The organism is Pseudomonas oryzihabitans NBRC 102199 (genome assembly GCF_000730625.1).
Taxonomy (GTDB): Bacteria; Pseudomonadota; Gammaproteobacteria; order Pseudomonadales; family Pseudomonadaceae; genus Chryseomonas; species Chryseomonas oryzihabitans.
Map to the genome: position 1 here is coordinate 270,581 of NZ_BBIT01000005.1, position 25,376 is coordinate 295,956.

General features: G+C 66.7%; 24 protein-coding genes. 11 read left to right on the forward strand and 13 right to left on the reverse strand.

Annotation, left to right across the window (positions count from 1 at the left end; genetic code table 11):
• The first annotated feature begins 85 nt into the window (after positions 1–85).
• The 5 genes from POR01S_RS07515 to POR01S_RS07535 all read left to right on the forward strand — a co-directional run bounded on the left by POR01S_RS07515 (position 86) and on the right by POR01S_RS07535 (position 3,993).
• Positions 86–718, forward strand: coding sequence for an FMN-binding negative transcriptional regulator (locus tag POR01S_RS07515; RefSeq protein WP_042134923.1), 633 nt, complete (start codon positions 86–88; stop codon positions 716–718).
• 14 nt (positions 719–732) lie between these two features.
• Positions 733–1,182, forward strand: coding sequence for a GNAT family N-acetyltransferase (locus tag POR01S_RS07520; protein ID WP_042134925.1), 450 nt, complete (start codon positions 733–735; stop codon positions 1,180–1,182).
• Complete coding sequence (locus POR01S_RS07525) at positions 1,179–1,844, forward strand: GNAT family N-acetyltransferase (protein ID WP_042134928.1); 666 nt, start codon at positions 1,179–1,181, stop codon at positions 1,842–1,844. Before POR01S_RS07520 ends, POR01S_RS07525 begins: the two co-directional genes overlap by 4 nt.
• A gap of 68 nt (positions 1,845–1,912) precedes the next feature.
• Positions 1,913–2,641: a response regulator transcription factor gene (locus POR01S_RS07530; protein WP_027600483.1), complete on the forward strand. Its 729-nt coding sequence runs from the start codon at positions 1,913–1,915 to the stop codon at positions 2,639–2,641.
• On the forward strand, positions 2,638–3,993 hold the full coding sequence (locus POR01S_RS07535) for a sensor histidine kinase (RefSeq protein WP_042134930.1): 1,356 nt from the start codon (positions 2,638–2,640) through the stop codon (positions 3,991–3,993). Before POR01S_RS07530 ends, POR01S_RS07535 begins: the two co-directional genes overlap by 4 nt.
• Positions 3,994–4,259: 266 nt before the next feature.
• Here POR01S_RS07535 and POR01S_RS07540 read toward each other — a convergent pair whose 3' ends face one another.
• From POR01S_RS07540 to POR01S_RS07570, 8 genes are all read right to left on the reverse strand, one after another.
• Positions 4,260–6,203, reverse strand: a complete 1,944-nt coding sequence (locus tag POR01S_RS07540) for a TonB-dependent receptor domain-containing protein (RefSeq protein ID WP_042134933.1) — start codon at positions 6,201–6,203, stop codon at positions 4,260–4,262.
• A gap of 79 nt (positions 6,204–6,282) precedes the next feature.
• The gene (locus POR01S_RS07545) at positions 6,283–6,717 is read right to left on the reverse strand and encodes a CBS domain-containing protein (RefSeq protein WP_027598696.1); all 435 of its coding nucleotides are present in this window, start codon (positions 6,715–6,717) and stop codon (positions 6,283–6,285) included.
• Positions 6,718–6,783: 66 nt separating this feature from the next.
• Positions 6,784–7,629, reverse strand: a complete 846-nt coding sequence (locus POR01S_RS07550; RefSeq protein ID WP_042134935.1) for a metal ABC transporter permease — start codon at positions 7,627–7,629, stop codon at positions 6,784–6,786.
• Complete coding sequence (locus tag POR01S_RS07555) at positions 7,629–8,483, reverse strand: metal ABC transporter permease (protein ID WP_042134937.1); 855 nt, start codon at positions 8,481–8,483, stop codon at positions 7,629–7,631. The genes POR01S_RS07550 and POR01S_RS07555 overlap by 1 nt, the downstream gene beginning before the upstream one ends.
• The gene (locus POR01S_RS07560) at positions 8,483–9,244 is read right to left on the reverse strand and encodes a metal ABC transporter ATP-binding protein (protein WP_042134939.1); all 762 of its coding nucleotides are present in this window, start codon (positions 9,242–9,244) and stop codon (positions 8,483–8,485) included. Before POR01S_RS07560 ends, POR01S_RS07555 begins: the two co-directional genes overlap by 1 nt.
• Positions 9,241–10,134 (reverse strand): metal ABC transporter substrate-binding protein, encoded by an 894-nt coding sequence (locus POR01S_RS07565; protein WP_027600488.1) that lies wholly within the window; start codon positions 10,132–10,134, stop codon positions 9,241–9,243. The genes POR01S_RS07560 and POR01S_RS07565 overlap by 4 nt, the downstream gene beginning before the upstream one ends.
• A 195-nt stretch (positions 10,135–10,329) precedes the next feature.
• Entirely contained in the window at positions 10,330–10,461 is a 132-nt protein-coding gene (locus POR01S_RS23980) for a hypothetical protein (protein WP_255211807.1), read from the reverse strand.
• Between the two features lie 145 nt (positions 10,462–10,606).
• Positions 10,607–11,656: an AraC family transcriptional regulator gene (locus POR01S_RS07570; protein WP_042134941.1), complete on the reverse strand. Its 1,050-nt coding sequence runs from the start codon at positions 11,654–11,656 to the stop codon at positions 10,607–10,609.
• 171 nt (positions 11,657–11,827) lie between these two features.
• Between POR01S_RS07570 and POR01S_RS07575 the strand changes: the two genes are divergently transcribed.
• Together POR01S_RS07575 and POR01S_RS07580 are read left to right on the forward strand one after the other, a co-directional pair.
• The gene (locus POR01S_RS07575; RefSeq protein ID WP_042134943.1) at positions 11,828–13,216 is read left to right on the forward strand and encodes a flavin-containing monooxygenase; all 1,389 of its coding nucleotides are present in this window, start codon (positions 11,828–11,830) and stop codon (positions 13,214–13,216) included.
• A 12-nt stretch (positions 13,217–13,228) separates the two neighbouring features.
• A complete protein-coding gene (locus POR01S_RS07580) occupies positions 13,229–14,095 on the forward strand; it encodes an SDR family NAD(P)-dependent oxidoreductase (protein ID WP_042134945.1) in 867 nt (288 codons plus the stop codon).
• Positions 14,096–14,151: 56 nt separating this feature from the next.
• Here the strand turns inward: POR01S_RS07580 and oadA are convergent, their stop codons facing one another.
• The gene (oadA, locus tag POR01S_RS07585; RefSeq protein ID WP_027598703.1) at positions 14,152–15,957 is read right to left on the reverse strand and encodes a sodium-extruding oxaloacetate decarboxylase subunit alpha; all 1,806 of its coding nucleotides are present in this window, start codon (positions 15,955–15,957) and stop codon (positions 14,152–14,154) included.
• A gap of 13 nt (positions 15,958–15,970) precedes the next feature.
• Positions 15,971–17,386 carry an acetyl-CoA carboxylase biotin carboxylase subunit gene (locus POR01S_RS07590; RefSeq protein WP_027598704.1) on the reverse strand — a complete coding sequence of 472 codons (1,416 nt, stop codon included), beginning with the start codon at positions 17,384–17,386 and terminating at the stop codon, positions 15,971–15,973.
• Positions 17,387–17,524: 138 nt separating this feature from the next.
• Between POR01S_RS07590 and POR01S_RS07595 the strand changes: the two genes are divergently transcribed.
• Entirely contained in the window at positions 17,525–18,499 is a 975-nt protein-coding gene (locus POR01S_RS07595) for a LysR family transcriptional regulator (RefSeq protein ID WP_042135432.1), read from the forward strand.
• Here POR01S_RS07595 and POR01S_RS23360 read toward each other — a convergent pair.
• Together POR01S_RS23360 and hexR are read right to left on the reverse strand one after the other, a co-directional pair.
• The gene (locus tag POR01S_RS23360) at positions 18,429–18,650 is read right to left on the reverse strand and encodes a PA3496 family putative envelope integrity protein (RefSeq protein WP_074583361.1); all 222 of its coding nucleotides are present in this window, start codon (positions 18,648–18,650) and stop codon (positions 18,429–18,431) included. The two genes, POR01S_RS07595 and POR01S_RS23360, sit on opposite strands and share 71 nt — an antisense overlap.
• A 74-nt stretch (positions 18,651–18,724) precedes the next feature.
• Entirely contained in the window at positions 18,725–19,594 is an 870-nt protein-coding gene (hexR, locus tag POR01S_RS07600) for a transcriptional regulator HexR (RefSeq protein WP_007160102.1), read from the reverse strand.
• A gap of 340 nt (positions 19,595–19,934) precedes the next feature.
• Here hexR and POR01S_RS07605 point away from each other — a divergent pair, with 340 nt between their 5' ends.
• The 3 genes from POR01S_RS07605 to POR01S_RS07615 all read left to right on the forward strand — a co-directional run bounded on the left by POR01S_RS07605 (position 19,935) and on the right by POR01S_RS07615 (position 23,183).
• A complete protein-coding gene (locus POR01S_RS07605; protein WP_017639168.1) occupies positions 19,935–20,453 on the forward strand; it encodes an Hcp family type VI secretion system effector in 519 nt (172 codons plus the stop codon).
• A gap of 130 nt (positions 20,454–20,583) precedes the next feature.
• The gene (gene uvrD / locus POR01S_RS07610; RefSeq protein WP_042134948.1) at positions 20,584–22,752 is read left to right on the forward strand and encodes a DNA helicase II; all 2,169 of its coding nucleotides are present in this window, start codon (positions 20,584–20,586) and stop codon (positions 22,750–22,752) included.
• 2 nt (positions 22,753–22,754) lie between these two features.
• Entirely contained in the window at positions 22,755–23,183 is a 429-nt protein-coding gene (locus POR01S_RS07615; RefSeq protein ID WP_042134950.1) for an EamA family transporter, read from the forward strand.
• 180 nt (positions 23,184–23,363) lie between these two features.
• Here POR01S_RS07615 and POR01S_RS07620 read toward each other — a convergent pair whose 3' ends face one another.
• A complete protein-coding gene (locus tag POR01S_RS07620; RefSeq protein WP_027598708.1) occupies positions 23,364–25,124 on the reverse strand; it encodes a cation:proton antiporter in 1,761 nt (586 codons plus the stop codon).
• Between the last annotated feature and the right edge of the window lie 252 nt (positions 25,125–25,376).

The window sequence follows — 25,376 nt, forward strand, 5'->3', positions numbered from 1 at the left end:
GGCACCCTGAAAGTCATGGAAATTGGCTCTTACAGGGAGCCAAAGGCGATCTTAGCATGGTCGGACATCGCTGGAGTTACTGCCCATGTATCCCAATCCCGCCTTCTGTCTCGACGACCTGCCCAGGCTGCACCAGCACCTGCGCGATCACGCCCTGGCGCTGCTGGTCAGCCAGACCGAGGCCGGTCCGCTGGTGAGTCATCTGCCGCTCTGGCTGGCGCCCGACGAGGGTCCCTATGGCACCCTCTATGGCCATCTGGCACGCAGCAATCCCCAGGCGCAGGCACTGGTCGAGGCCCCTGTCGCGCTGGCGGTGTTCCAGGGTCCCCAGGCCTATGTCAGCCCGGCCTTCTATCCCGGCAAGGCCGAACATGGGCGGGTGGTGCCGACCTGGAACTACCAGGCCTTGCATGCCCGCGGCAGCGTCGAGGTGTTCGATGACCCCGAGCGCCTGCTGCAGCTGCTGGAGCGCCTCACCGACCAGCACGAAGCCGGGCGTGCCCGGCCCTGGCAGGTCGCGGATGCGCCCGCGGATTATGTCCAGGGCATGCTGTGCGCCATCCGCGGCCTGCGCCTGCCCCTCGACAGCCTCCAGGGCCTCGCCAAGCTCAGCCAGAATCGCAACGCCGCCGATCGCGAAGGCGTCCGCCAGGGTCTGGCCGCCAGCCCGGTACCCGGCGACCAGACCCTGGCCGCCCTGATCCCCTCTCCCGCCTGACCCTGGAGCCACCCATGACCATCCGCCCCCTGAGCGAAGCCGATCACGCCGTCTGGCACGACCTCTGGCAGGCCTACCTGGCCTTCTACGAGACCGTGCTGCCGGAGGCTACCTATGCCCGCACCTGGCAGCGCCTGCTCGATCCCGCCCAGCCCCTGCATGGCGCCCTGGCCTGGGACGGCGAGCGGCCCCTGGGCCTGGTGCACTTCATCTATCACCCGTCCTGCTGGACCGAGAGCGATTACTGCTACCTGCAGGATCTCTATGTCGCCCAGGACCACCGCGGCGGCGGCCTGGGCCGTGCCCTGATCGAGCACGTCTATGCCCATGCCAAAGCGGACGGCTGCGACCGGGTGCACTGGCTGACCCAGGAGACCAACTATGCGGGACGCCAGCTCTACGATCGCATCGCCACCCGCTCCGGCTTCATCCAGTACCGTCACCTGCTAGGAGACAGATCATGACCCCGCTCGACTGGACCCCGGCCCATGTGCCCAAGCCCCGCTTGCTGCAGGGTCACCATGTACGCCTGGAACCCCTGGACCCGCCGCGTCATGGCGACGATCTCTGGGAAGCCCTGCACGACCAGGACCCGGTCCTGTGGGACTATCTGCCCTATGGCCCCTTCACCGAGCGGGCCGCCTTCGACACCTGGCTGGCCGGCCTGGCCCAGGGTCGTGATCCCTTGTTCTACGTCGTGGTGGATCCCCGCCATGGCCGCGCCCTGGGGCAACTCAGCCTGATGAGCATCGTCCCCGAACACGGCAGCATCGAGATCGGCCATGTCGCCTTCGGCGGGCGCCTGCAGCGCACGCCCCTGGCTACCGAGGCCTTCTATCTGCTGATGCAGGAGGCCTTCGCCCTCGGCTATCGGCGCCTGGAGTGGAAGTGCGACAACGCCAATACCCGCTCGAAACGCGCCGCCGAACGCCTGGGCATGCGCCCTGAGGGGCTGTTCCGCCAGCACCGGGTGGTCAAGGGCCGCAATCGCGACACCGCCTGGTTCAGCCTGCTGGATCACGAATGGCCCACGGTCGACGCCGGCTTCCAGCGCTGGCTGGCGGCGGAGAATTTCGATGCCGAAGGACGCCAGCTCAGCGCCCTGGCTGTCGCGCCCGGCAAATGAGAAGCAATACCAACGGAGCAGGCAAAGCGTTATCCTAGAGAGGTTGCTACCACCAATCTCCCTTTGCCGTGACCGCCATCCACGTCCTACTCGTCGACGACCACCGCAAGCTGCGTGAGCCCCTGGCGATCTACCTACGTCGCCAGGGGCTCGAAGCCACCACCGCAGCCGATGCCACGCGGATGAAGGCGTTGCTCGCGCAGCAGCGCTTCGATGTCATCGTCCTCGACGTGATGCTGCCGGATGGCGACGGCTTCAGTCTCTGCCGTGAACTGCGCCAGCGCGACACGACGCCGATCATCCTGCTCACCGCCCGGGGCGAGGTGGATGACCGGGTGCTTGGCCTGGAACAGGGCGCCGACGACTACCTGACCAAGCCCTTCGAACCGCGCGAACTGGTGGCCCGGATTCGCACCCTGCATCGTCGCTACCAGGCGACCGCTCCGACGTCTCCGAGCGAGCCTGTACCGGCGGCGATCTATCGTTTCGCGGGCTGGCACTACGCCGCCGTCAGTCAGCGCCTGCACTACCCGGACGGCAGCACCCGCCGCCTGGGTCAGGCGGAGGCGCGCCTGCTGCTGGCCTTCCTGTGTCAGCCCCAGACCGTGCTGCATCGTGATCTATTGCTGCACCAGGTACAGCCGCCCGATCGCGCGCTGGAAGACCGCAGCCTGGATCGCCAGGTCAGTCGCCTGCGCCTGCGGTTGGCCGATCCGACAGGCGAATCGCCGCTGCGGACCGTCTGGGGCCGCGGCTATCTGCTGGACTGCCCGGTGGAGGCCCTGGACGGCCCATGATCGCGCCTTGGCGTAGCTGGCTGCAGGGCATCACCCCCCGCCTCTGCCTGCTGTTCTGCGCGGCCTTGCTGCTGGCGCACGCGGCCGCGGCGCTGGTCCTGCACCAGACCGGCGCGCTGGTCCATCCGTTGTCCTATGGCCAGGCCTTGGAGCGCCTGGCGGTGGCCCGTACCGCGGTCGAGCGCCTGCCGACGGCGCAGGCGCAAGCCCTGCTGCGGGTGCTGGCCGAGTCACCGGCACAGGTCTGGATAGCCACGACGCCGGAGGTGGCGCCCTTCCCCATGCTCGCGGAAGAACGCCGCCTGACCCGGGATCTGGCGCGGCGCCTTGGACAGGCCGAAGAGGGTCTGGTGATGCAGCTGGAAGGCCTCGCCGGCGACGCCGCCCGCGCCTCACCGCTGACCCCGGCCGGCTGGGCACCCCTGCGCTTGCGCAGCAGCGTGCGCCTTTCGGACGGTCGCTGGCTCAATGCCGTGCAGTATCCGGCACGCAGCGACGGCTGGCTGACCGCCCTGGGCTGGTCGCTGCTGCTGGGCGCCCTCCCAGTGCTGCTGCTGGCCTGGCTGTTGATCGGCCAACTGGTACGGCCGCTCCAACGACTCACCCGCGCCGCGGAGGGACTCAGCCGGGGCGAGCGCAGTCGCCTGGAGGTCCGTCAGGGCCCACGCGAGGCCAGGGAGCTGGCCGCGGCCTTCGAGCTGATGCAGGAACGGCTGCTGCGCCACCTGGATGATCGGGTGCGCATGCTGGCCGCCATCAGCCACGACTTCAACACTCCACTGGCTGCGCTGCGAGTGCAATTGGCCCTGCTGGAGCCTTCGGTCGAGCGCGACGACATGGAAGAAAGCCTGGCCGAACTGGACGCCATGGTGCAGGAAACCCTCGACTTCATCCGTGGCGAGCGCCGGACCGAAAGCCACCAGGATGTCGACCTCGTCGCCCTGCTGCAGGCATTGCAGGATCGCTATCAGGCATTGGGCCAGACGGTATCCTGGTCGGGCACCGGCGCGGCAATGCTCCGCGGTCGCCCACTGGCCCTCAAGCGCGCCCTGGGCAATCTGCTCGACAACGCCCTGCAGCACGGTAGCAGCGCCACACTGGAGCTGTCGCGCCCCGCGCCACAGCTGCTCCGCCTGGACATCCTCGACGACGGACCCGGCCTGCCGGAAAACCAGCTGGAACGGGTCTTCGAACCCTTCTACCGGCCTCCGGGCCAGGACAGCGCTCGTGGCCTCGGTCTCGGCCTGGCCATCGCCCGGGCCTGTATCCTCGCCCACGGCGGCGAGCTGCAGCTGCGCAATCGCCCGCAAGGCGGCCTCTGCGCCCGGATCCTGCTGCCGTCGACCTCCTAGCAGCCAGATATCCCGTAGGAGCGGCCCATGGCCGCGATCGTCCAAACAAAAGACCTTGTCGCGCCAGGACAATGGCTCCCAGGGTAGCGCCACCTTGATCGATCAGGATCTGGCTGATTCTGGAGATGAACGCCTGCTCGAATAGCGCCTTCTCCCTCCGGGGCGTGCCTCACAGCGGATTCCCTGGTGGAAAAGGCTCCTCCGTTTTCCACGCTACGGTTCCGGCACCAACGCAGTGGAGGTTCCACGTGGAGCATCTGGTTCCCTTAGAAGCTCAGAGTCGCGCTCACCCAAAGATGGCGACCATAGTTCACCGTGCCATAGGTCTCGTCGTCCAGGCGCCGATCGTTCAGGTTGCGGATAGCGGCATTGAAGCTCAGGTTGCGCGTCGCCACGAAGCCGCCGCCCACGTCCCAGGTGGTATAGGCCGGCGCCGCTTCGCCGGTCAGGGTGGCGTCGTATTCCTCACCGAAGTAATCCAGCGCCGTCCACAGATTGAGCCGGTCCGACAGGGTCCAGTCCAGGCGGGCGTTGGCCTTGCGCTCCGGGGTCAGGGCCAGGGGCGCACCCTGGTTGGGACCGCTGCGCTGCTCCGAGTCGAGATAGGTGAAGTTGCCGCCCAGGCGCAGGGCCTCGGTGATGTCCCAGCCACCGCTGAGCTCCACGCCGCGGATCACCGCCTCGTCGACGTTGATGCGGTCCATGCGGATGTAGCCATTCCAGCGCTCGGTGGTGGTGACCGTGGACAGCTTGTCCTGAAAGTCGTTGTAGAACAGCGTCGCCGCCGCTTCCAGATTGCGCCGGTTGGACCAGAGCGCCGCCACCTCGTAGTTGGTACTGGTCTCCGGCTTGAGATCCGGATTGCCGAGCATGACGAAGCGGTTGCGCCGCAGATAGGCGTAACCCGGTGCAACAGCGCGGATTTCCGGTGCCTTGAAGCCGCGCGAGACGCCGCCCTTGAAGGTCCATTTAGGGGTGGCATGCCAGACCCCGTAGAGCCGCGGACTCCAGTGATTGCCGTACAGCTCGTGGTGATCCAGGCGCAGCCCGCCGGTGAGCGCGAAGCTGTCGGTAATGGCCCACTCGTCCTCGGCGAACAGCGCCTGCTGGGTCACCGCAAAGGAATACTGGCGGCGATCATTCAGCCCCTGGTTCCAGTCCTGCACCTCGCCACGGTTGTATTGCAGACCGGTGGTGAGCAGGTGGTCATCCAGGGGCGTCACCAGCTTGGCATCGAACACGGTGTTCTCGACCTGGGGCTTGCGCCCATAGACATCGGTCTGCTCCGGCGTGGCAAGGCCTTCGCGAGAGGTCTCTTCGTGCAGCAGCGACACGTCCGAGCGCAGCCCGCCGGTCCAGTGGCCGGTGTGACTCAGCGACCAGTGATCGCGGTCGTTGTCCTGCTGGCGGGTCGCCCAGTTGTCGCTCAGGCCGTCGCCGTTGCGCAGGCGCGTCTGCCCGGCTTCCAGCAGGAATTCTTGGTTCTCGGTCGGGGTGAAGACCAGACGCCCGGTCAGGTCGCGATGGCGCGCCTTGCTGAAGCCCTGGGTCCGCTCGATGTCGTCGTCGGCCTGGCGATCCAGGTAGCGGCCCCAGAGCTGCAGACCGAGCAGGTCGGTGTGCAGCGGTCCGCTCAGAAAGAATTGGCCCTGGCGCGAATTGCCCTGGTCGCGGTGCTGCTGGGCGATGTAGTCGGTGGTCAGGGAGCCGGCCCAGGTGGCGGCGTTCTTCTTGGTGATGATGTTGATCACCCCGCCGATGGCGTCGGAGCCATACAGCGAGGACATGGGCCCGCGTACCACCTCGATCCGCTCGATGGCCGCCGCCGGCGGAATGAAGCTCTGCTCGTAGCCGCGATTGCCGTTGACCCGCGACTCCCGCGCGCTCTGCCGCTTACCGTCCACCAGGATCAGGGTGTAGTCCCCCGGCATGCCCCGGATGGAGATATCGGTTTCATTGGCCGCACCGTTGACCACCACGCCCTCGACGTCGCGCAGGGCGTCACCCAGATCGCGGATCGGGCGCTTGCGCAGGGTCTCGGCGTCGATCACGGTGACTGAAGCGGGTGCGTCCTCCAGACGCTGTTCGAAGCCGGCGGCGGTGACCACCGTGGTGTCGAGATCGGTGATCTCTTCGGCTTGGACCGCCAGGCTGGCGGCGGCCAGGCCGAGCGCCAGCGGCGTAGCGATGAAACGTTGCAACCTGGCCATGAGCCATGCCCTCCGATGAAAGGGCATGGATGGTAATGATTGACGTTACGGAAATTGGGACAGGTTGAGACAGCGGCATTCACTCGCCGCGGATATAGCCTTCCAGATGGCGGATCAGCTCCGCCTGCTGGACGGTGGTCGCCTTGACCAGGTCGCCGATGGACAGCAGCCCGATCAGCTTGCCGTTGCCCATCACCGGCAGGTGGCGCAGGTGGTGGTCGGTCATCATCTGCATGCAGTCGCCCACGGTCTGCTGCGGCAGCACGATGATGACCGCCTCGGTCATGATCTCGCTGACCGGGGTCGCATAGGAGGCGCGCCCCTGCAGGGCCACCTTGCGCGCATAGTCGCGCTCGCTGACGATGCCCACCAGTTCGCCGTCGCGCATCACCGGCAGCGCCCCGACGTTCTTTTCCGCCATCAGGCGCAGGGCGTCGAGCACCCAGGCGTCGGGGGCGATGGTGTAGACGTCCTGCTGGGTCTTCAGGGCAAGCAACTGGGCGACGGTTTTCATTGTGGTTCTCCTGAGGTGAGGCGAGCGTGACCGGAGGTGCCTGGCAGGGCCGGTCAGTCGATTACATCAGGCCACCTGAACGCCCTTGTCGCCCGAACGACGTCGATCCCGCCACAGGCGCCATGCCAGAGCCAGCAGGAAACCGGCCGTCAGCAGCATCACCAGGGTGGGCGCCGGGGCGCTGTCCCAGACCAGGCTCAGCAGCACCCCGCCCAGGGCCGCCGTCACGGCCAGGGTGGTGGCCAGCAGCAGCATCCAGCCAAAGGAACGGGTCAGCAGAAAGGCCGTGGCACCGGGGGCGATCAGCAGCGCCACCACCGGCACCATGCCCACCGCCTGCAGGGCGCCGACCACGGTCAGGGCGATCAGACCGAGCAGGCCGTAGTGCAGCAGCCCCACCCGTAGGCCCAGGGCTCGGGCCTGGGCCGCGTCGAAGGCCAGCACCAGCAGGTCGCGCCAGCGGCAGGCCAGCGCCAGCACCACCAGGCCGGCGATCACCGCCATCTGCCAGAAGGCCGCCGGGGACACCCCCAGCAGGTCGCCGAGCAGGATGTGGTCCAGGTGCAGCTCGGTGGGCAGCCTGGCGTGCAGCACCAGGCCCAGGCCGAACATGCCGGAAAAGACCACCCCCATCAGGGTGTCCTGTTTTACCCGGCTGTGGCGCTTGAGATAGCCGGTGGCCAGGGCGCAACCCAGCCCCGCGACGAAGGCGCCCGCCACCAGCGGTGCCCCCAGCGCCGAGGCCAGCACCAGGCCGGGAAAGACCGCGTGGGCGATGGCATCCCCCAGCAGCGCCCAGCCCTTGAGCACCAGGAAGCAGGACAGCAGCGCCGTGGGCACCGCCACCAGCACGGCCATCAGCAATGCCTGGCGCAGGAAGTCGACTTCGAGGGTCAGCAGCAGCCAGTCCATCAGCCCGCCTCCGCCGTCTGCCGCGCCCGGCGCCGGTTGGCCAGCAGGCCGTGACGCGGCGCCAGGACGAAGGCCAGCAGAAAGATCAGGGTCTGCAAGACCACCACGCAGCCCCCGGTGGCGCCGTCGAGGAAATAGCTGAGGTAGGTGCCCAGGAGCCCGCTGCCAACGCCGATGGCGACGCTGATCAGCACCACCCGCGAGAAGCGATCGCTGAGCAGATAGGCCGTCGCCCCCGGCGTCACCACCAGGGCGATGACCAGGAAGGCGCCCACCGTCTGCATCGCCGCCACTGTGCTCAGCGCCAGCAGGGTAAAGAACAGCAGCCGGTACAGGGTGGGATTGAGACCGCAGGCGCGCGCCTGGCCCTCGTCGAAGAATACCAGCAGCAGGTCGCGCCACTTGAGCAGCAGCACCAGCAGGGAGACGGCGGCGATAGTCAGCAACTGGCGACTGGCCTCGGGGGTAATGGCCAGGATGTTGCCGAAGACGATGGTCTGGATGTCCACCGCGACCGGCGCCAGCGAGACCAGGAACAGCCCGCCACCAAAGAAGGCGCTGAAGATCAGGCCGATGATGACGTCTTCCTTGAGTCGGGTGTAGTGCCGCAGCCCGAGCATGGCGCCGGCCGCCGCGCCGCCGGCGAGAAAGGCGCCCAGGGCCAGCGGCAGGCCGAGCAGATAGGCGCCGGCCACGCCGGGCACCACCGCGTGGGACAGGGCATCGCCGATCAGCGACCAGCCCTTGAGCATCAGGTAGGCGGAAAGAAAGGCGCACAGCCCGCCCACCAGCGCCGCCGCGCCCAGGGCATTTCTCATGTAGCCGTAGGCCAGGGGTTCCAGCAGCCCTTCCATCAGGCACGCTCCCGCCGCCGCGGCTCCGCTTGCAGCCCGTCAGACAGCCGCAGGGCGCCGCCAAAGGTGCGTTCCAGGTTCTCCCGGGTAAAGACCTCGGCCGTCGGCCCCTGGGCCAGCACGGTGCGATCGAGCAACACGGTGCGGTCGCAGAAGCGTTCGATGCTGGCCAGGTCGTGGGTCGACACCAGCATGGAGCGACCTTCGGCGCGCAGCGCCTGGAGCAATTCGATGATGGCCCGTTCGGAGGTGGCGTCCACCCCGGTGAAGGGTTCGTCCAGGAGGATCACCCGGCTGTCCTGGGCCAGGGCGCGGGCGAGGAAGACGCGCTTCTTCTGGCCACCGGAGAGTTCGCCGATCTGCCGCTTGCGCAACGCGGTCAGCCCCACCCGGGCCAGGGCGGCGTCCACCGCCTGGTGATCGGCGGCGCGGGCCAGGCGCAGGAAATTCATCCGCCCATAGCGGCCCATGAGCACCACGTCCTCCACCCGCACCGGAAAGTCCCAGTCCACGTCTTCGCTCTGGGGGACGTAGGCGACGAGGTTGCGCTTGAGCGCCTGGGCCACCGGCAGGTCATCGACCCTTACCTGGCCGGAACGGACCGGCACGAAGCCCATGATCGCCTTGAACAGCGTCGACTTGCCGCTGCCGTTGACGCCCACCAGGGCGGAGATGGAGCCGCCGGGTACCACCAGGCTGGCGTCGCGCAGGGCGGTATGGCCATTGCGATAGGTCACGCTGACCCCCTCGAGCGCGATCATGGCGCCAGCCCCTTCACCAGGGTTTCGGTGGTGACCCGCAGCAGGTCGAGATAGGTCGGTACCGGTCCCTCGGCGGCGCTCAGGGAATCCACATAGAGCACCCCGCCGTAGCGAGCGCCGCTCTCCCGTGCCACCTGCTCGGCCGGTGCGGCGGAAACCGTGCTTTCGCTGAACACCGCCGGAATCCGCTCGGCGCGCACCGTCTCGATCACCCGGCGGACCTGCTGCGGCGTGCCCTGGGCGTCGGCGTTGATCGGCCAGAGATAGAGCTCCCTGAGCCCCAGGTCGCGTGCCAGGTAGCTGAAGGCGCCCTCGCTGGACACCAGCCAGCGCCGCTGTTCGGGAATCGCCTGCAGCTGCTGGCGCAGGGGTTCGAGGGTGGCGGTGATGCGCGCCTTGTAGGCTTCGGCGTTGCGACGATAGGTCTCGGCCTGGGCCGGGTCGTGCTGCACCAGGGCATCGCGGATGTTGTCTACGTAGATCAGCGCTGCCTGGGGTGACATCCAGGCATGGGGATTGGGCTTGCCGGCATAGGGACCTTGAGCGATGGCGATGGGCTCGACACCCCGCGAGACCACGGCGCTGGGCACGTCCTTCATGCGGCTGAAGAAGCGCTCGAACCAGAGCTCCAGATTGAGGCCGTTCCACAGCACCAGCTGGGCGTCGCGCGTTTTCAGCAGATCGCCCGGAGTGGGCTGGTAGTTGTGGATCTCGGCGCCGGGCTTGGTGATGGATTCCACCCGCGCGGCGTCGCCCGCCACATTACGCGCCATGTCGGCGATCACCGTGAAGGTGGTGACCACCTTGAACGGCTCCGCCGCCTGAGCGACGTTGCCCAGCAGCAATCCCAGCAGACCCGCCAGGGTCCAGCGTCTCGTCTTCTCCAGCATCCGGCCCGCCTCTCGGTGGTTATAGCCTTGGCTAAATTAGATAGCACAACCTATCAGAGGTGCAGGAAGACTTTGTAACCTGGGATGAGAGGGATAAGGGACAGGGACGAACAGGGCAAGGCGCCTCGCTCAGGACAGGGCGGAGGCGCTGATGAGGGCTGCAGAGGCCGGCGAGACCGGCCTGATTGGCAGGGATCAGTGCGCGGCGTGGGCCGTCATGCCGCGCGAGCGCTCGGGCTGGGTCTCCAACGGACGCCGTTCGGCGTGACCGTCGAGCAGCTTGTCCAGCAGACCGCGCAGGGCGCGTTTCTTGAGTTCTTTCAGCATCGCGAATCCTCCCGGGATCGTTATAGCCTTGGCTATATTAAATAGCAGACCCTATCGAGAGGTGTTAGTGCTTTTTATCAATCGGATAAATAGAGGCGCCCTAAACCTCTCGGGCTAGAGCGACCGGACGAGCCGGGAGCGATGCCTAGTCACCCTCCTCCACCCGCGTCCTCAGACGGCGACGGGCTTCCTGCGGCGCCAGGCCGGTCCAGCGCCGGAAAGCCCGGCGGAAATTGCGCAGATCGCCAAAGCCGGTCTGAAAGGCCACCTCGGCCAGCGCCAGGTCGGCCCGGCCGAGCAGCGTCAGGGCGCGATCACGACGCGCTTCGTCGACCAGCGCCTGATAGTGGGTACCCGCCGCTTCGAGCCGGCGCCGCAGGGTCCGTTCGCTGAGATTGAGCGGCGCGGCCAGTTGCGCCAGGGTCGGCGGCGCATCCAGCCGCTTGCGGATCTCGCGCTGCAGGCCCTCGACCAGATCCGTTCGCAGCGGATCGTAGCCAGCCGTCGCGCCCAGCAATTCGATCACCTCGGCGGCCACGGCGTCGTCGCGGGTGGCGAGGGGCATGTGCAGCCAGGCAGGGTCGAATTCGATGGCGGTCACCGGCGCGGCGAAGCGCACCGGGCACTCGAACAAGGCCGCATAGCGCTCGCCATGCGGTGGAGCGGGATAGTCCAGGCTCAGCGCCCGCGGCGGCAACCGTGTCCCGGCCAGATGCCGGGCGACGCCTAGCACGCTGGCCAGCCCCTCCTCCATGTAGAAGGCGGTCACCGCCGGCTCGTGGAAGCGTGGCGTCAGCACCAGCCGCACCGCCGCCGCCCCCCGCTCCAGGCCATAGTCGAGCATGGCACCGGCCTGCCGCTGATAGTGCAACCCCAGCTCCAGGGCCGCGCCCAGGGTGGCGCAGGCCTGCATGCCGAGACCGACCAGGCCGAGCGAGACGCTGGTCTGCCGGACGCCGACCGCCAGGCCCAGGCCGTCGTCGCCCAAATGCGCCAGGCAGCGCCTGACCAGCAGATAGCCCTGCCGGTGCGACAGGCGAAAGCCCGGCCGCTGCACGTCGGCCGCCGTGAAGCCCAGGCCGCGGCAGAGTCGCTCCACGTCGGCGTTGCGGTCGGCCGCCACGCGCAGCAGCAGCCGCGACACCTGGGGCGGCGCCGAGGCACGGGAAAAGCGCGGATCGACGGGGTCCGGCATGACGACGCTCCTCGGGCGAGAACCTGGCTGGACGTTAACCCAGTGGCGACCGGGCGAAAATCCCTTGGCAACGGCTGTCCGTTTCGGCCCCCTTCCCTGGCCGCCGCCACCCTGCCGTGGCCCCTCGACCCGCCGCTAAGGTTGCCTCGACACCCACGCGTGGAGACCTGCATGAACGACGATCTCTCCTACCAGGACTGCGGCGAGCGCATCTGCATCGTCGGCGGCGGCCCCGGCGGCCTGTGCATGGCCCGCGCCCTCAAGCGCCGCGGCCTGGATTACGAACAGTTCGAGCGCCACAGCGACTTCGGCGGCGTCTGGGACCTGGATAACCCCGGCACGCCCATGTACGAATCCGCCCACTTCATCTCGTCGCGAGACCTCTCGGGCTTTCTCGACTATCCGATGCCCCGCGCCTTTCCCGACTATCCCGGCAATCGCCAGATCCTCGACTACCTGCGCGCCTTCGCCCGCACCTTCGGGCTCTACGCCCAGGCCCGCTTCAACACCGCCGTCGAACGGGTCGACAAGGATGCGGATGGCCGCTGGATCGTCACCCTCGACAGCGGTGAACGCCGCCGTTATCGGGCGCTGATCTGCGCCACCGGCTGCAACTGGGACCCCAACCTGCCGGAGATCCCGGGGCACTTCAGCGGCGAGATCCGCCACGCGGTCAGCTACCGGCGTGCGGCGGAATTCCAGGGCAAGCGGGTGCTCATCGTCGGCGCCGGCAATTCCGGGGCCGACATCGCCTGCGACGCCGCCGCCAACGCCGAGCGCGCCTTCATCAGCCTGAGGCGCGGCTATCACTTCATCCCCAAGCACCTCTTCGGCGTGCCGGCGGACGTCTTCGGCGAACGCGGTCCGCGCCTGCCGCTGTGGCTGGAACGGCCGCTGTTCCAGGGTCTGCTGCGCCTGCTGCAAGGCGACCTGACCCGCTTCGGCCTGCCGAAGCCGGACCATCGCCTGTTCGAGAGCCATCCGCTGCTCAACAGCCAGCTGCTGCACCATCTGCAGCACGGCAACATCCAGGCACGGCCGGACGTCTCGCACTTCGAGGGCGACCAGGTGGTGTTTCGCGATGGCAGCCGGGAGACTCTCGACCTGGTCCTCTATGCCACCGGCTATCGCTGGAGTTGCCGCTACGCCGCCGACTACTTCAGCTGGCAGCACGGCCGGCCGCAGCTCTACCTGTCCATCTTCAGTCGTGAACACCGCAACCTGTTCGGCATCGGCTATCTGGAGACCAATTCCAGCGCCTACAAGCTGTTCGATCAGGAAGCCCACCTGATCGCCTGCCACCTGGCCGACCAGCTCCAGCGCCCGCACCAGGCCCGCGAATTCCAGGCGCTGATCCAGCAGGACGACCCGGATCTCTCCGGCGGCATCCGCTTCGTCGACTCGCCCCGCCACGCCGTCTACCTGGAGGTGCACGCCCTGCAGAACCATCTGCGCCAGCTGCGTCGCCGGCTGGGCTGGAGCGACCTGACCCCGGGTTATTTCGATCCCCTGCGCCAGGCGCCCGAGCCGCTTCCGGCCAGCCTGCCCACCCCGTCCTGAGCGAGCCTGCCCATGAGCGACGTCATCCTGATCACCGGTGCCGCCGGCGGCATCGGTCAATGCCTGGCGCGGCAACTCAGCCGCCGTCCGGTCCAGCTGGTCCTGGTGGATCGCGACGCCAGGGGCCTGGCCGCCCTGCGCGCCGAGCTGGGCGAAACCACCCTGACCTACGCCGCCGATCTCTGCGACGAAGACCAGCTCGCCGCCCTGATCGACTTCGTCCAGCAGCACTGCGGTCGCCTCGATGCCCTGATCAACAACGCCGCCATCGTCCGCGTCGGCCCCCTCACCGAACGCTCTCCGGCGAGCATTCGCCAGGAGCTCGACATCAACCTGCTGGCGCCCCTGCTGCTCGCGCGGCTGGCCATTCCCCTGCTCCGGCGCTCGACCAACGCCCGGCTGGTCACCACCGTCTCTCTGGCGGGCATCTTTCCCACCCCGGAGAGCCCCATCTATTGCGCCAGCAAGTTCGGCCTGCGCGGCGCCATGCTCGCCCTGGCGCAGGATCTCGCGCCCCAGGGCATCCGCGTCTGCTGCGTCCTGCCGTCGGCCACCGACACCCCGATGCTGCGCCATGAGGCCATCGCCGGCGGCAACGCCCTGCAATTCATGGATCCGCCCCAGTCACCCGAGACGGTGGCGCGGCTGCTGGTGCGGGTGCTGGATCGACCGCGCCTGGAAAGCGCGCCGCGCGCCGGCGAACTCTGGCTGAGCCGGCTGGCAATGCTGGTGCCCAACCTGCTGCCGCGCCTATTGCCGTTCTTTCAGCGTCGTGGCGAACGCGGCCTGCGCCGCTATCTCAGCGACCTGGAGCAGCGCGGCCTGGCCGAACACCACGAAGGCACCTGGCGCCTGCGCCCGGACGACCGACCCGACTAGCCTTCTTTCGGAAACAAAAAAGGGGCCCGCAGGCCCCAAGGGAAATCGAAGTGATCTCAGCCTTCGATTTCGATCAACACCTCGCCCGGATTGACCCGGTCGCCCTTGGCCACCCGCACCGCGGTGACGGTACCGGCGATGGGCGCCTGGATCTCGGTTTCCATCTTCATGGCTTCGGTGACCAGCACGCCCTGCCCGGCCCTGACCTGGTCGCCCTCCTTGACCAGCACCTCGACGATGTTGCCCGGCATGGTGGTGCTGACGTCGCCCGGACGCTCCGCCTGGCGCCGCCGCTGACCGCCCTCGGCGACGAAGTCGCCACTGGCCTCGAACACCACCTCTTCCGGCACCCCGTCGATGGACAGGTAGAAGTGCCGCTTGCCCTCGCTCTTGAGGCCGATGCCGGTGATGTCCACCTGGTAGGTCTCGCCGTGCACGTCGACGCTGAAGGCGGTCGGCACACCCTGGCCGCCCACCGCGGCCACGCCATCGGCCGAGGGCATGGGCAGCAGGGCTTCCGGCACCAGGGTCCCGGCGGCGCGTTCCTCGAGGAACTTGCGGCCAATGTCGGGGAACATGGCAAAGGTCATCACGTCTTCTTCGCTCTTGGCCAGGTCACCGATCTCGGCGCGCAGCCGGGTCAGCTCGGGACTGAGCAGATCGGCCGGCCGCACCTCGATGACCTCCTCCTGGCCGATGGCCTGCTTGCGCAGCTGCTCGCAGATGGCGCCCGGCGCCTTGCCATAGCGGCCCTGCAGATAAAGCTTCACCTCGTTGGTGATGGTCTTGTAGCGCTCGCCGGCCAGCACGTTGAAGAACGCCTGGGTGCCGACGATCTGCGAGGTCGGGGTCACCAGGGGCGGATAGCCCAGGTCCTTGCGTACCCGCGGGATCTCTTCCAGCACCTCGTTCATGCGATTGAGGGCGCCCTGCTCGCGCAACTGGTTGGCCAGGTTGGAGATCATGCCGCCCGGCACCTGGTTGACCTGTACCCGGGTGTCGACCCCGGTGAATTCGCTCTCGAACTGGTGGTACTTCTTGCGCACCGCATGGAAATACAGGCCGATCTCCTGCAGCAGCTCCAGGTCCAGGCCGGTGTCGTAGGGCGTGTCGCGCAGGGCCGCGACCATGGATTCGGTCCCCGGGTGGCTGGTGCCCCAGGCCATGCTGGAGATCGCCGTGTCGATGCGATCGGCGCCATTCTCCACCGCCTTGAGCTGGCACATGGCGGCCACCCCGGCGGTGTCGTGGGAGTGCACCACCACGTCCAGGGTCAGGGCCTCCTTGAGCGCCTTGACCAGCTCGCCGGTGGCATAGGGCGTCAGCAGGCCGGCCATGTCCTTGATGGCGATGGAGTCCACGCCCAGGTCGGCCATGCGCCGCGCCTGGTCGACGAAGGCCGCGACGGTGTGCACCGGGCTGGTGGTGTAGCAGAGGGTGCCCTGGGCATGCTTGCCGCTGGCCTTGACCGCGCGGATGGCGGTTTCCAGGTTACGCACATCGTTCATGGCATCGAAGATGCGGAAGACGTCGGTGCCATTGGCGGCGGCGCGCTCGACGAAGGCCTCCACCACGTCATCGCTGTAGTGCCGGTAGCCGAGCAGATTCTGGCCGCGCAGGAGCATCTGCAGCCGGGTATTGGGCAGCGCCTTGCGCAGCTGGCGCAGACGCTCCCAGGGATCTTCCTTGAGGAAGCGCACGCAGGCGTCGAAGGTGGCGCCGCCCCAGACTTCCAGCGACCAGTAGCCGACCTGGTCGAGCTTGGCGCAGATCGGCAGCATGTCTTCGGTGCGCATGCGGGTCGCCAGCAGCGATTGGTGGGCGTCGCGCAGGATGGTGTCGGTGATCTGGATGCTTTTCATTGTTCTGTCGTCCTTACAGACCGGCGTGGGCGGCGATGGCGGCGGCGATGGCGATGGCCAGGTGCGTCGGGTTGCGCTTGATCGAGTACTGGGTCAGCTCCGGATGGCTTTCCACGAAGCTGGTGTTGAAGCGCCCGCTGCGGAATTCGGGATCGCGCAGGATGGCCCCGTAATAGGGCGCAGTGGTCTTCACCCCCTGCACGCGCATGTCGTCCAGGGCGCGCAGGCCACGATCCATGGCCTCTTCCCAGGTCAGCGCCCAGACGATCAGCTTGAGGCACATGGAGTCGTAGTACGGCGGGATCACGTAGCCGGTGTAGATGGCGGTGTCGGTGCGCACCCCCGGTCCGCCCGGCGCGTAGTAGCGGGTGATCTTGCCGAAGCTCGGCAGGAAGTTGTTCTTCGGGTCCTCGGCGTTGATACGGAATTGCAGGGCGAAGCCGCGGTGCTGGACGTCTTCCTGGGCAAAGGACAGCGGCAGGCCCGAGGCGATGCGGATCTGCTCGCGAACGATGTCGATACCGGTGATTTCCTCGGTGATGGTGTGCTCCACCTGCACCCGGGTATTCATCTCCATGAAATACACCTCGCCCTCGGCGAGCAGGAATTCCACGGTGCCGGCGTTCTCGTAACCCACTGCCTTGGCCGCACGCACGGCGAGATCACCGATATAGGCGCGCTGCTCGGGGGTCAGCTGGGGGCTGGGCGCGATCTCGATCAGCTTCTGGTTGCGCCGCTGGATGGAGCAGTCGCGCTCGAACAGGTGCACGGTGTTGCCGTGGCTGTCGGCGAGGATCTGCGCCTCGATGTGCTTGGGATTGACGATGCACTTCTCGAGAAACACCTCGGCCGAGCCGAAGGCCTTGGTCGCCTCGGAGATCACCCGCGGATAGGCCTGCTCCAGTTCCTCGCGGGAGTTGCAGCGGCGGATACCGCGACCGCCGCCGCCGGAGGTGGCCTTGAGCATCACCGGATAACCGAGGCGATCGCCTTCGCGCAGGGCCTCGGCGATGTCCGCCACGTTGCCCTCGGTGCCCGGGGTGCAGGGCACGCCAGCGGCGATCATGCTGCGCCGGGCCTCGGTCTTGTCACCCATGCGGCGGATGACCTCGGCGGACGGCCCGATGAAGCGGATACCGCGCTGGGCGCAGATTTCCGCCAGCTCGGCGTTTTCCGAAAGGAAGCCATAGCCGGGATGCAGGGCGTCGCAACCGGTCTCCACGGCCAGGTTCACCAGCTTGCGCGGGTTGAGATAACCCTCCAGCGGATCGCTGCCGATGCCATGGGCTTCGTCGGCACGTTTCACGTGGAGCGCTTGGCGATCCGCATCGGAGTAGACCGCCACCGAGCGAATGCCCATCTCGGCACAGGCACGCACGATGCGCACGGCGATCTCGCCCCGATTGGCGATAAGTATCTTCTTGATCACACCTGGCTCCTTGTCTGCTGCAGCCTGCAGCCGCTTGTTATTGCCGGTGACCTGAAGCTACGCCAGGGTCTCTCTTATGGAAAATAAATAATTGTTGGATACTCCATAAGTCATCCCTTATGGATCTCTGAGATGCCCATGCGCAAGCCCCTGATGCGGCTCACCTTTCGCCAATTGCAGGTATTCGAGGCCGTGTGCGAGGCCCGCTCCTACAGCCGCGCGGCCGACATCATGGCGCTGACCCAGCCGGCGGTGAGCCTGCAGGTCCGTCAGCTCGAAGAGGTGGTGGGCGCCCCGCTGTTCAACTACGTCAATCGCACCCTCTACCTCACCGAAGCCGGCGAGGCCCTGCGCCAGACCGGGCGCGATCTCTTCGCCCGCCTGGGCAGCCTGGATATGCAGCTGTCAGATCTGCGCGGCGCCCTGCACGGCCAGCTGCGACTGGGGGTGGAAAGCAGCGCCCAGTACCTGGCGCCGCACCTGTTCAGCCAGTTCCGCAGCAGCCATCCCCAGGTCGATCTGGCGCTGACCGTGGGCAACCATGCCCGGGTGCTGCGTCGGCTGACGGAGAATCGCGAGGACGTGGCGCTGATGTCCGGGGTGCCCAGTGGCTCGGACCTGGATTTCCTGCCCTTGCTGGACAACGCCATCGTCGCCGTGGCGCGCCCGGGCCATGCCCTGGCCGGCCGCCATGGCCTGAGCCTGCGCGATCTGACGGCCTATCCGCTGCTGGTACGCGAGGTCGGCTCCGGCACGCGCCAGGCCTGCGAGGACTATCTCAAGCAGAAGCGCGCGCACTTCGCCGAACAGCTGGAGATCGGCGCCTTCGAGGCGCAGCGCGAGGCGGTCCGCGCCGGACTCGGCCTGGCGCTGCTGCCGCGCCAGGCCATTCGCAGTGATCTCGCCGCCGGCAGCCTGGTCGAGCTGGACGTCGCCGACTTGCCGCTGCGCCGCTCCTGGTGCGTGGTCCAGGTACGTGGCAAGCCACTGTCGCCGGTGGCTCAGGCCTTCGTCGACTACCTGCGCAGCCAGCGCAGCCTGATCAATGCGTTAGGTATTGCCCTGGAGCCTGCTGTCGGCGCTGGGCCTGGCGCTCGTCAAGCAGCTGATTGAGAAATAGCAATTCATCGAGTTCCACGGCGAGTCGCTGCTCTTCGGCACGGGCTTCGATGGCGCGGCGGAATTTCATCCGCCGTTGATCCTGTAGCTTTCTGCGGGTCTTGCTGTCGAGACGAACGCTGGATTCCTGGATGAGAGCGGTCATGCCAATTCCTCCGGGCTGGGATCGGAATGGGCAGCTTCACCCTAACAGGTGACGATTTGGCGACAAAAAGACGACTATTGGGTGTCGCTGTGCTTGGTCGATTTCGATGACAACCGCAGGCTGCGCAAGCTGCGCTTCACGCCCTTGAGGTGCTCGACCAGGGCCGGACCGCGGGACATGGCCACGCCCATGGCCAGCACATCGATCACCACCAGGTGGGCGATCCGCGAGGTCAGGGGCACATAGATATCGGTGTCTTCGTGCACGTCGATGGCGATGTTGACCGTCGACAGATCGGCCAGCGGCGTCTGGCCTGGGCAGATGGTGATCAGGGCCGCGCCGTTGTCGCGCACCAGGTTGGCGGTAATCAGCAGGTCCTTGGAGCGGCCCGACTGGGAGATGCAGATGGCCGCATCGGAGGCCGTCAGGGTCGCCGCCGACATCGCCTGCATGTGCGGATCGGAATAGGCGGTGGCGCTGAGCTGCAGGCGAAAGAACTTGTGCTGGGCGTCGTTGGCCACCGAGCCCGAGGCGCCGAAGCCGTAGAACATCACCCGCTGGGCCTTGGCGATCGCCTCGATCGCCGTTTCCAGCGCACGCATGTCCAGGCGCTCGCGCACGTCCATGAGGGTATGCAGGGTGGTGTCGAAGATCTTCAGACTGAAGTCTTCCACCGCATCGTTCTCGTGGATGGCGAACTGGCCGAAACTGGCCCCCGCCGCCAGGCTCTGGGCCAGGCGCAGCTTGAGATCCTGGAAGCCGTCGCAGCCGATGGCGCGGCAGAAACGCACGATGGTGGGCTCGCTGACGCCGACGTTGTGGGCGAGGTCGGCCATGGAGCTGTGCATGACGGCAGCCGGATCCACCATGACCTGCTCGGCGACCTTGAGCTCCGACTTGCGCAGCAGGTGGCGGGATTGAGCAATGTGTTGCATGAGGTTCACAGGCGTATCTCGTCTAGCGGGCGGATGTAGTGCGTCGTACTTATACTACATAACGGTCGCCAAGGCTCTTGGTCATTACGATTCAGCACGGTCTTTTTCGCGCCCGTATCGGCACTTGGTAGTCATCCGCACGACCGACTACCTGAGCCCGAGCAGCTTTTGAACCGCTCTGCGCAAGGCCTTGCGCAGATTCCCGAGCGGTGGCGCACAGTTGTCCTGCCCCGCCCCTGTAGTGCTTTTGCAACCCACTGATCAGCAAGGAATTTTCGGTTCTGGCATAGCCCTTGTTAGCTCCTGGTACCCGGGCCATGAAGGCCCATCACCAGGCAAGGAGAGCACCATGCCAACCCCCGCGTACCTGTCCCTCGAAGGCACCAAGCAAGGCCTGATCACCGCCGGCACCTTTACCGAAGACTCGGTCGGCAACATCTTCCAGGAAGGTCACGAAGACCAGATCCTGGTCCAGGCCTTCAACCATCAGGTGATCATTCCCCGCGATCCCCAGTCGGGTCAGCCCACCGGCCAGCGCGTGCACAAGCCGCTGATGATCACCAAGGTGTTCGACAAGGCCTCGCCGCTGATCTTCAACGCCCTCACCTCCGGCGAACGCCTCGGCAAGTGCCGCCTGGAGTGGTACCGCACCTCGGCCACCGGCACCCAGGAGCACTACTTCACCATCGAACTGGAGGACGCCATCATCGTCGACGTCCAGTCCCGCATGCCCAACTGCCAGGACCCGAGCATGGCGCACTTCACCCACCTGGAAGACGTCTACTTCACCTACCGCAAGATCGTCTGGACCCACGAGGTCTCCGGCACCTCCGGTTCCGACGACTGGCGCTCGCCGATCGCCGCCTGAGGCGCCGACTGCAAGCATTACTCTGCCCCCGCCAGCCCTGCTGGCCGGGGGTCCGCTGCCCTGCGCCACCCGCCTCGCCTCCCATCCGTCCGGTTTGGCGCTCCTTCTGCCGCATCGGTAGAATGCGGCGATGAACGACGACATTTCCCTGCTGCTCAATTCCCTCAACGATGCCCAGCGTCAGGCCGTGGCCGCGCCCCTGGGTCGCCAACTGGTCCTGGCCGGTGCCGGCTCGGGCAAGACCCGGGTGCTGGTGCACCGCATCGCCTGGCTGATCCAGGTCGAGCGCGCCTCGCCGCACTCCATCCTCTCGGTGACCTTCACCAATAAGGCCGCCGCCGAGATGCGCCACCGCATCGAGCAATTGCTCGGCATGAGTCCGCAGGGCATGTGGGTCGGCACCTTCCACGGCCTGGCCCACCGCCTGTTGCGGGCGCACTGGCAGGAAGCGGGGCTGTCGCAGAATTTCCAGATCCTCGATAGCGACGACCAGCAGCGCATCGTCAAGCGGGTGATCCGCGAGCTGGGCCTCGACGAGCAGCGCTGGCCGGCACGCCAGGCGCAGTGGTTCATCAACGGCCAGAAGGACGAAGGCCTGCGACCGCAGCACATCCAGGCCGCCGGCGATCTCTTCCTCAGCACCATGCGCAGCATCTACGAAGCCTACGAGGCGGCCTGCGCGCGCGCCGGGGTGATCGACTTCTCCGAGCTGCTGCTGCGCGCCCTGGATCTGTGGCGCAACAATCCCAGCCTGCTGGAACACTACCAGCGGCGCTTCCAGCACCTGCTGGTGGACGAATTCCAGGACACCAACGCCGTCCAGTACGCCTGGCTCAAGCACCTCGCGCAGAATGGCGCCAGCCTCATGGTGGTGGGCGACGATGACCAGTCCATCTATGGCTGGCGCGGCGCCAAGATCGAGAACATCCAGCAGTTCAACGAGGACTTCTCGGCCGAGATCATCCGCCTGGAGCAGAACTACCGCTCCACCGACACCATCCTCAAGGCCGCCAACGGCCTGATCGCCCACAACTTCGGCCGCCTCGGCAAGGAGCTGTGGACCGATACCGGTGAAGGCGAGGCCATCACCCTCTATGCCGGCTTCAACGAGCACGACGAGGCGCGCTACATCGTCGAGACCATCGAGAGCGAGTTCAAGAAGGGCACCCGGCGCAGCGAGATGGCCATCCTCTACCGCTCCAACGCCCAGTCGCGGGTGCTGGAAGAGGCGCTGCTGCGCGAGAAGATCCCCTATCGCATCTATGGCGGTCTGAGATTCTTCGAGCGCGCCGAGATCAAGAACGCCATGGCCTACCTGCGGCTGATCCAGCATCGCCACGACGATGCCGCCCTGGAGCGGGTGATCAACGTGCCGCCGCGGGGCATCGGCGAAAAGACCGTGGAGGCGCTGCGCAGCGCCGCCCGCGCGCAGAACACCTCGCTGTGGCAGGCGCTGCACGACCTGGTCGGCGCCCGCGCGGTGTCGGGTCGCGCCGCCTCGGCGCTCAATGCCTTCGTCGAGCTGGTCGACACCCTGGCGCTCAAGGCCGAGGACCTGTCCCTGCACAGCCTGGTGCAGCAGATCATCGAGCAGACCGGCCTGGTCACCTTCCACAAGGAAGAAAAGGGCGAGAAGGGTCAGGCGCGGGTGGAAAACCTGGAAGAACTGGTCAGCGCCGCGCGCTCCTTCGATTTTAGCGGTGACGAGGAGATGACGCCCCTGGCGGCCTTCCTCGACCACGCCGCCCTGGAATCCGGTGACACCCAGGCCGACAGCCACGAAGACAGTGTCCAGCTGATGACCCTGCACAGCGCCAAGGGCCTGGAATTCCCCCTGGTGTTCCTGGCCGGCATGGAAGAAGGCCTGTTCCCGCACAAGATGAGCCTGGAAGAACCCGGCCGCCTGGAAGAGGAACGCCGCCTGGCCTACGTGGGCATCACCCGCGCCATGCGCCGCCTGGTGATGAGCTATGCGGAGACCCGCCGGCTCTATGGCAGCGAGACCTACAACAAGGTCTCGCGCTTCGTCCGCGAGGTACCGGACGGCCTGATCCAGGAAGTGCGGCTGTCCAATGCGGTCAAGCAGCCCTTCGCCGGCAGCCGGACCAGTCCCTTCGCCCAGGCCCCGGTACCGGAGACCACCTTCAGTCTCGGCCAGCCGGTGCGCCATGCCCTGTTCGGCGACGGCGTCATCCTCAACTACGAGGGCTCCGGCGCCCATGCCCGGGTGCAGGTCAACTTCAAGTCCGAAGGCAGCAAGTGGCTGATGGTGAGCTACGCCAAGCTCGAACCGCTCTAGCCATGACCACCTCCTGGCTGTTCTGGGCGCTCCTGGCGGCGGCGTTCGCCGCCCTCACCGCCATCTTCGGCAAGCTGGGCGTGGAACACGTCAACGCGGACTTCGCCACCCTGCTGCGCACCCTGGTGGTCGTGGTGGTCCTGGCGGCCATCGTCCTGGCCACCGGGCAGGCGCAACCCCTGGTTAGCATCGCCGGTCGCAGCTATCTGTTCCTGTTGCTTTCGGGCGTGGCCACCGGCCTGTCATGGCTGTGCTACTACCGGGCGCTCAAGCTGGGCCCCGCCTCGCTGGTGGCGCCGGTGGACAAGTTGAGCGTGGTGCTGGTGGCGATCTTTGGCGTGGCGCTGCTGGGTGAGCGCCTGGACCTGCGCCAGTGGTGCGGCATCGCCGCCATCGGCGGGGGCGTGCTGCTGCTGGCCTGGAGGCCCTGAAAGGGCGCAGGAAAAGAGCCTGACCGCCGGTGGGAGATTGCCGGACGGCAGAAAGCGGCCAAGCCCATTTCCTGCATTGCGCATTCCCTTGCCATCGATCCGCTTATTCAAACGGCCGACTTAGAGCGATTCTGCCGCGTCGATCCCCGGCCGGCAATGGCTGGATTCCGCAAAAGCGGCCTAAGGGTGTCCGCCCTTGTCCTGTTCCAGGGTCTCGATGAAGGCGATCTGCAGCCGCGAATGGACGCGGATGAACCAGCGCCACAGCACCGCGATCACCACCACCGCGACCAGGCCGATCAGCAGCAGCAGCTCGCCACGCGGCAGGATGCTGCTGCTCAAGGCGGCCAGCAGCACCAGGATGCCGGCCAGCGACAGCAGCGGGATCAGCTCGCTGACCAGTCGCCGTACCGGCTGCGTATAACGGCCAGCCTGGTTCTGCCGCACGCTGAGTTCGGCCATCAGCATGGCCAGGGCCTTGAGCTTGCGATAGGCGGCGATCAGGCAGGGCAGTGACAGCAGCAGGGCCCCGCCCCAGATGCAGGCCTTCTGCAGATCGGGATCGGTGATCCAGGTGCTGAGCCAGCCGGCCAGGCCACCAGCGAAATAGGCGCCGCCAAGGAAGATGGCGATGACCAGCGACAGGTTGATGCCGACCTGCAGCAGGATGCGCCTCATCATGCCGGCCAGGACCGCCTTCTCGCCCTGGGGCTGGATGCTGCGCAGCCATTCGCCATAGATGCCCAGCACCCGCTGCATGGGCTGTGGCAACCAGCGGCCGATCCACAGCGCCAGCGGATCGGCGGCCTTGATCAGATAGGGTGTCAGCAGCGTGGTGATCGCCGACACGGCCACCGCCACCGGATAGAGGAAATGACTGGTGACGCCCAGGGTGATCCCGAGGGTGGCGATGATGAAGGAGAACTCGCCGATCTGCGCCAGGCCCATGCCGACCCGCAGCGAGGTCCGGCCATCGTTGCCGGCGATCAGGGTCCCCAGGCTGCAGGCGAGGATCTTGCCCAGCACCACGGCGACGCTGATCACGGTGATCGGCCAGGCGTATTCCACCAGCACCTTGGGATCGAGCAGCAGGCCGATGGCGACGAAGAAGATGGCGCTGAACATGTCGCGCAGCGGTTCCACCAGCTTCTCGATCTTAAGCAGCTGCCGCGACTCGGCCATGATGGCGCCGATCAGGAAGGCACCCAGCACCACGCTGTATTCCAGCTTGGCCACCAGCAGGCAGAAGCCGAAGCACAGCCCCAGCACCGTGATCAGCAGCATCTCGTTGCTGTCGAACTTGGCCACGTAGGCCAGCAGGCGTGGCACCAGCAGGATGCCGATCACCAGCGCCACGATCATGAACAGACTCAGCTTGCCCAGGGTCGAGGCCACCGCGCCCGGTTCCACCGAACCGCTCACCGCCAGGCCCGACAGCAGGGCGATGATGCCGATGCCGAGGATGTCCTCGACGATCAGCACGCCAAAGATCTGCTGGGCGAAGCGCTCGTGCTTCATCTTCAGCTCGTTGAGCGCCTTGACGATGATGGTGGTCGAGGAGATGGCCAGGATGGCGCCGAGGAACAGCGAATCCATATGCGACCAGCCGAACATCTGGCCCACCTGGTAACCCAGCCAGAGCATCAGGCTGATCTCGAGGAAGGCGGCGATGAAGGCCGTGGCACCCACCCGGAACAGCTTGCGCAGCGAGAATTCCAGGCCGAGGCTGAACATCAGGAAGATCACCCCCACCTCGGCGAGGGTCTTGATGCTTTCTTCGTCGTGGATCAGACCGAAGGGCGGGGTGTGGGGTCCGATGATGAAGCCGGCGAGGATGTAGCCCAGGACCACGGGCTGCTTGAGGCGGTGGAAGAGGATGGTCACCACGCCGGCCACCAGCATGATGACGGCCATGTCCTGGATAAAAGCTAGAGCATGCATCGGCCGGGCCCTCCTATGACGGGCCGGGCACTCTCCCGACACCTGCGCTGACTGGAGTCCAAGACTAGCATCTGCAAACTCTTGTGACGGATTTTGCAAAAATCTGTAATAGATTGATGTGCTTGGAAATTTTCAACGGTCGCAAGCACTTGGCGGCCTGCTTCCAGGTAACGCCGACAGGGCAAAATACCGAAACAATTCACGCTGGCTGTACTTGACCGGGCAGCGCAAGATGTATCCAACACCAGACTC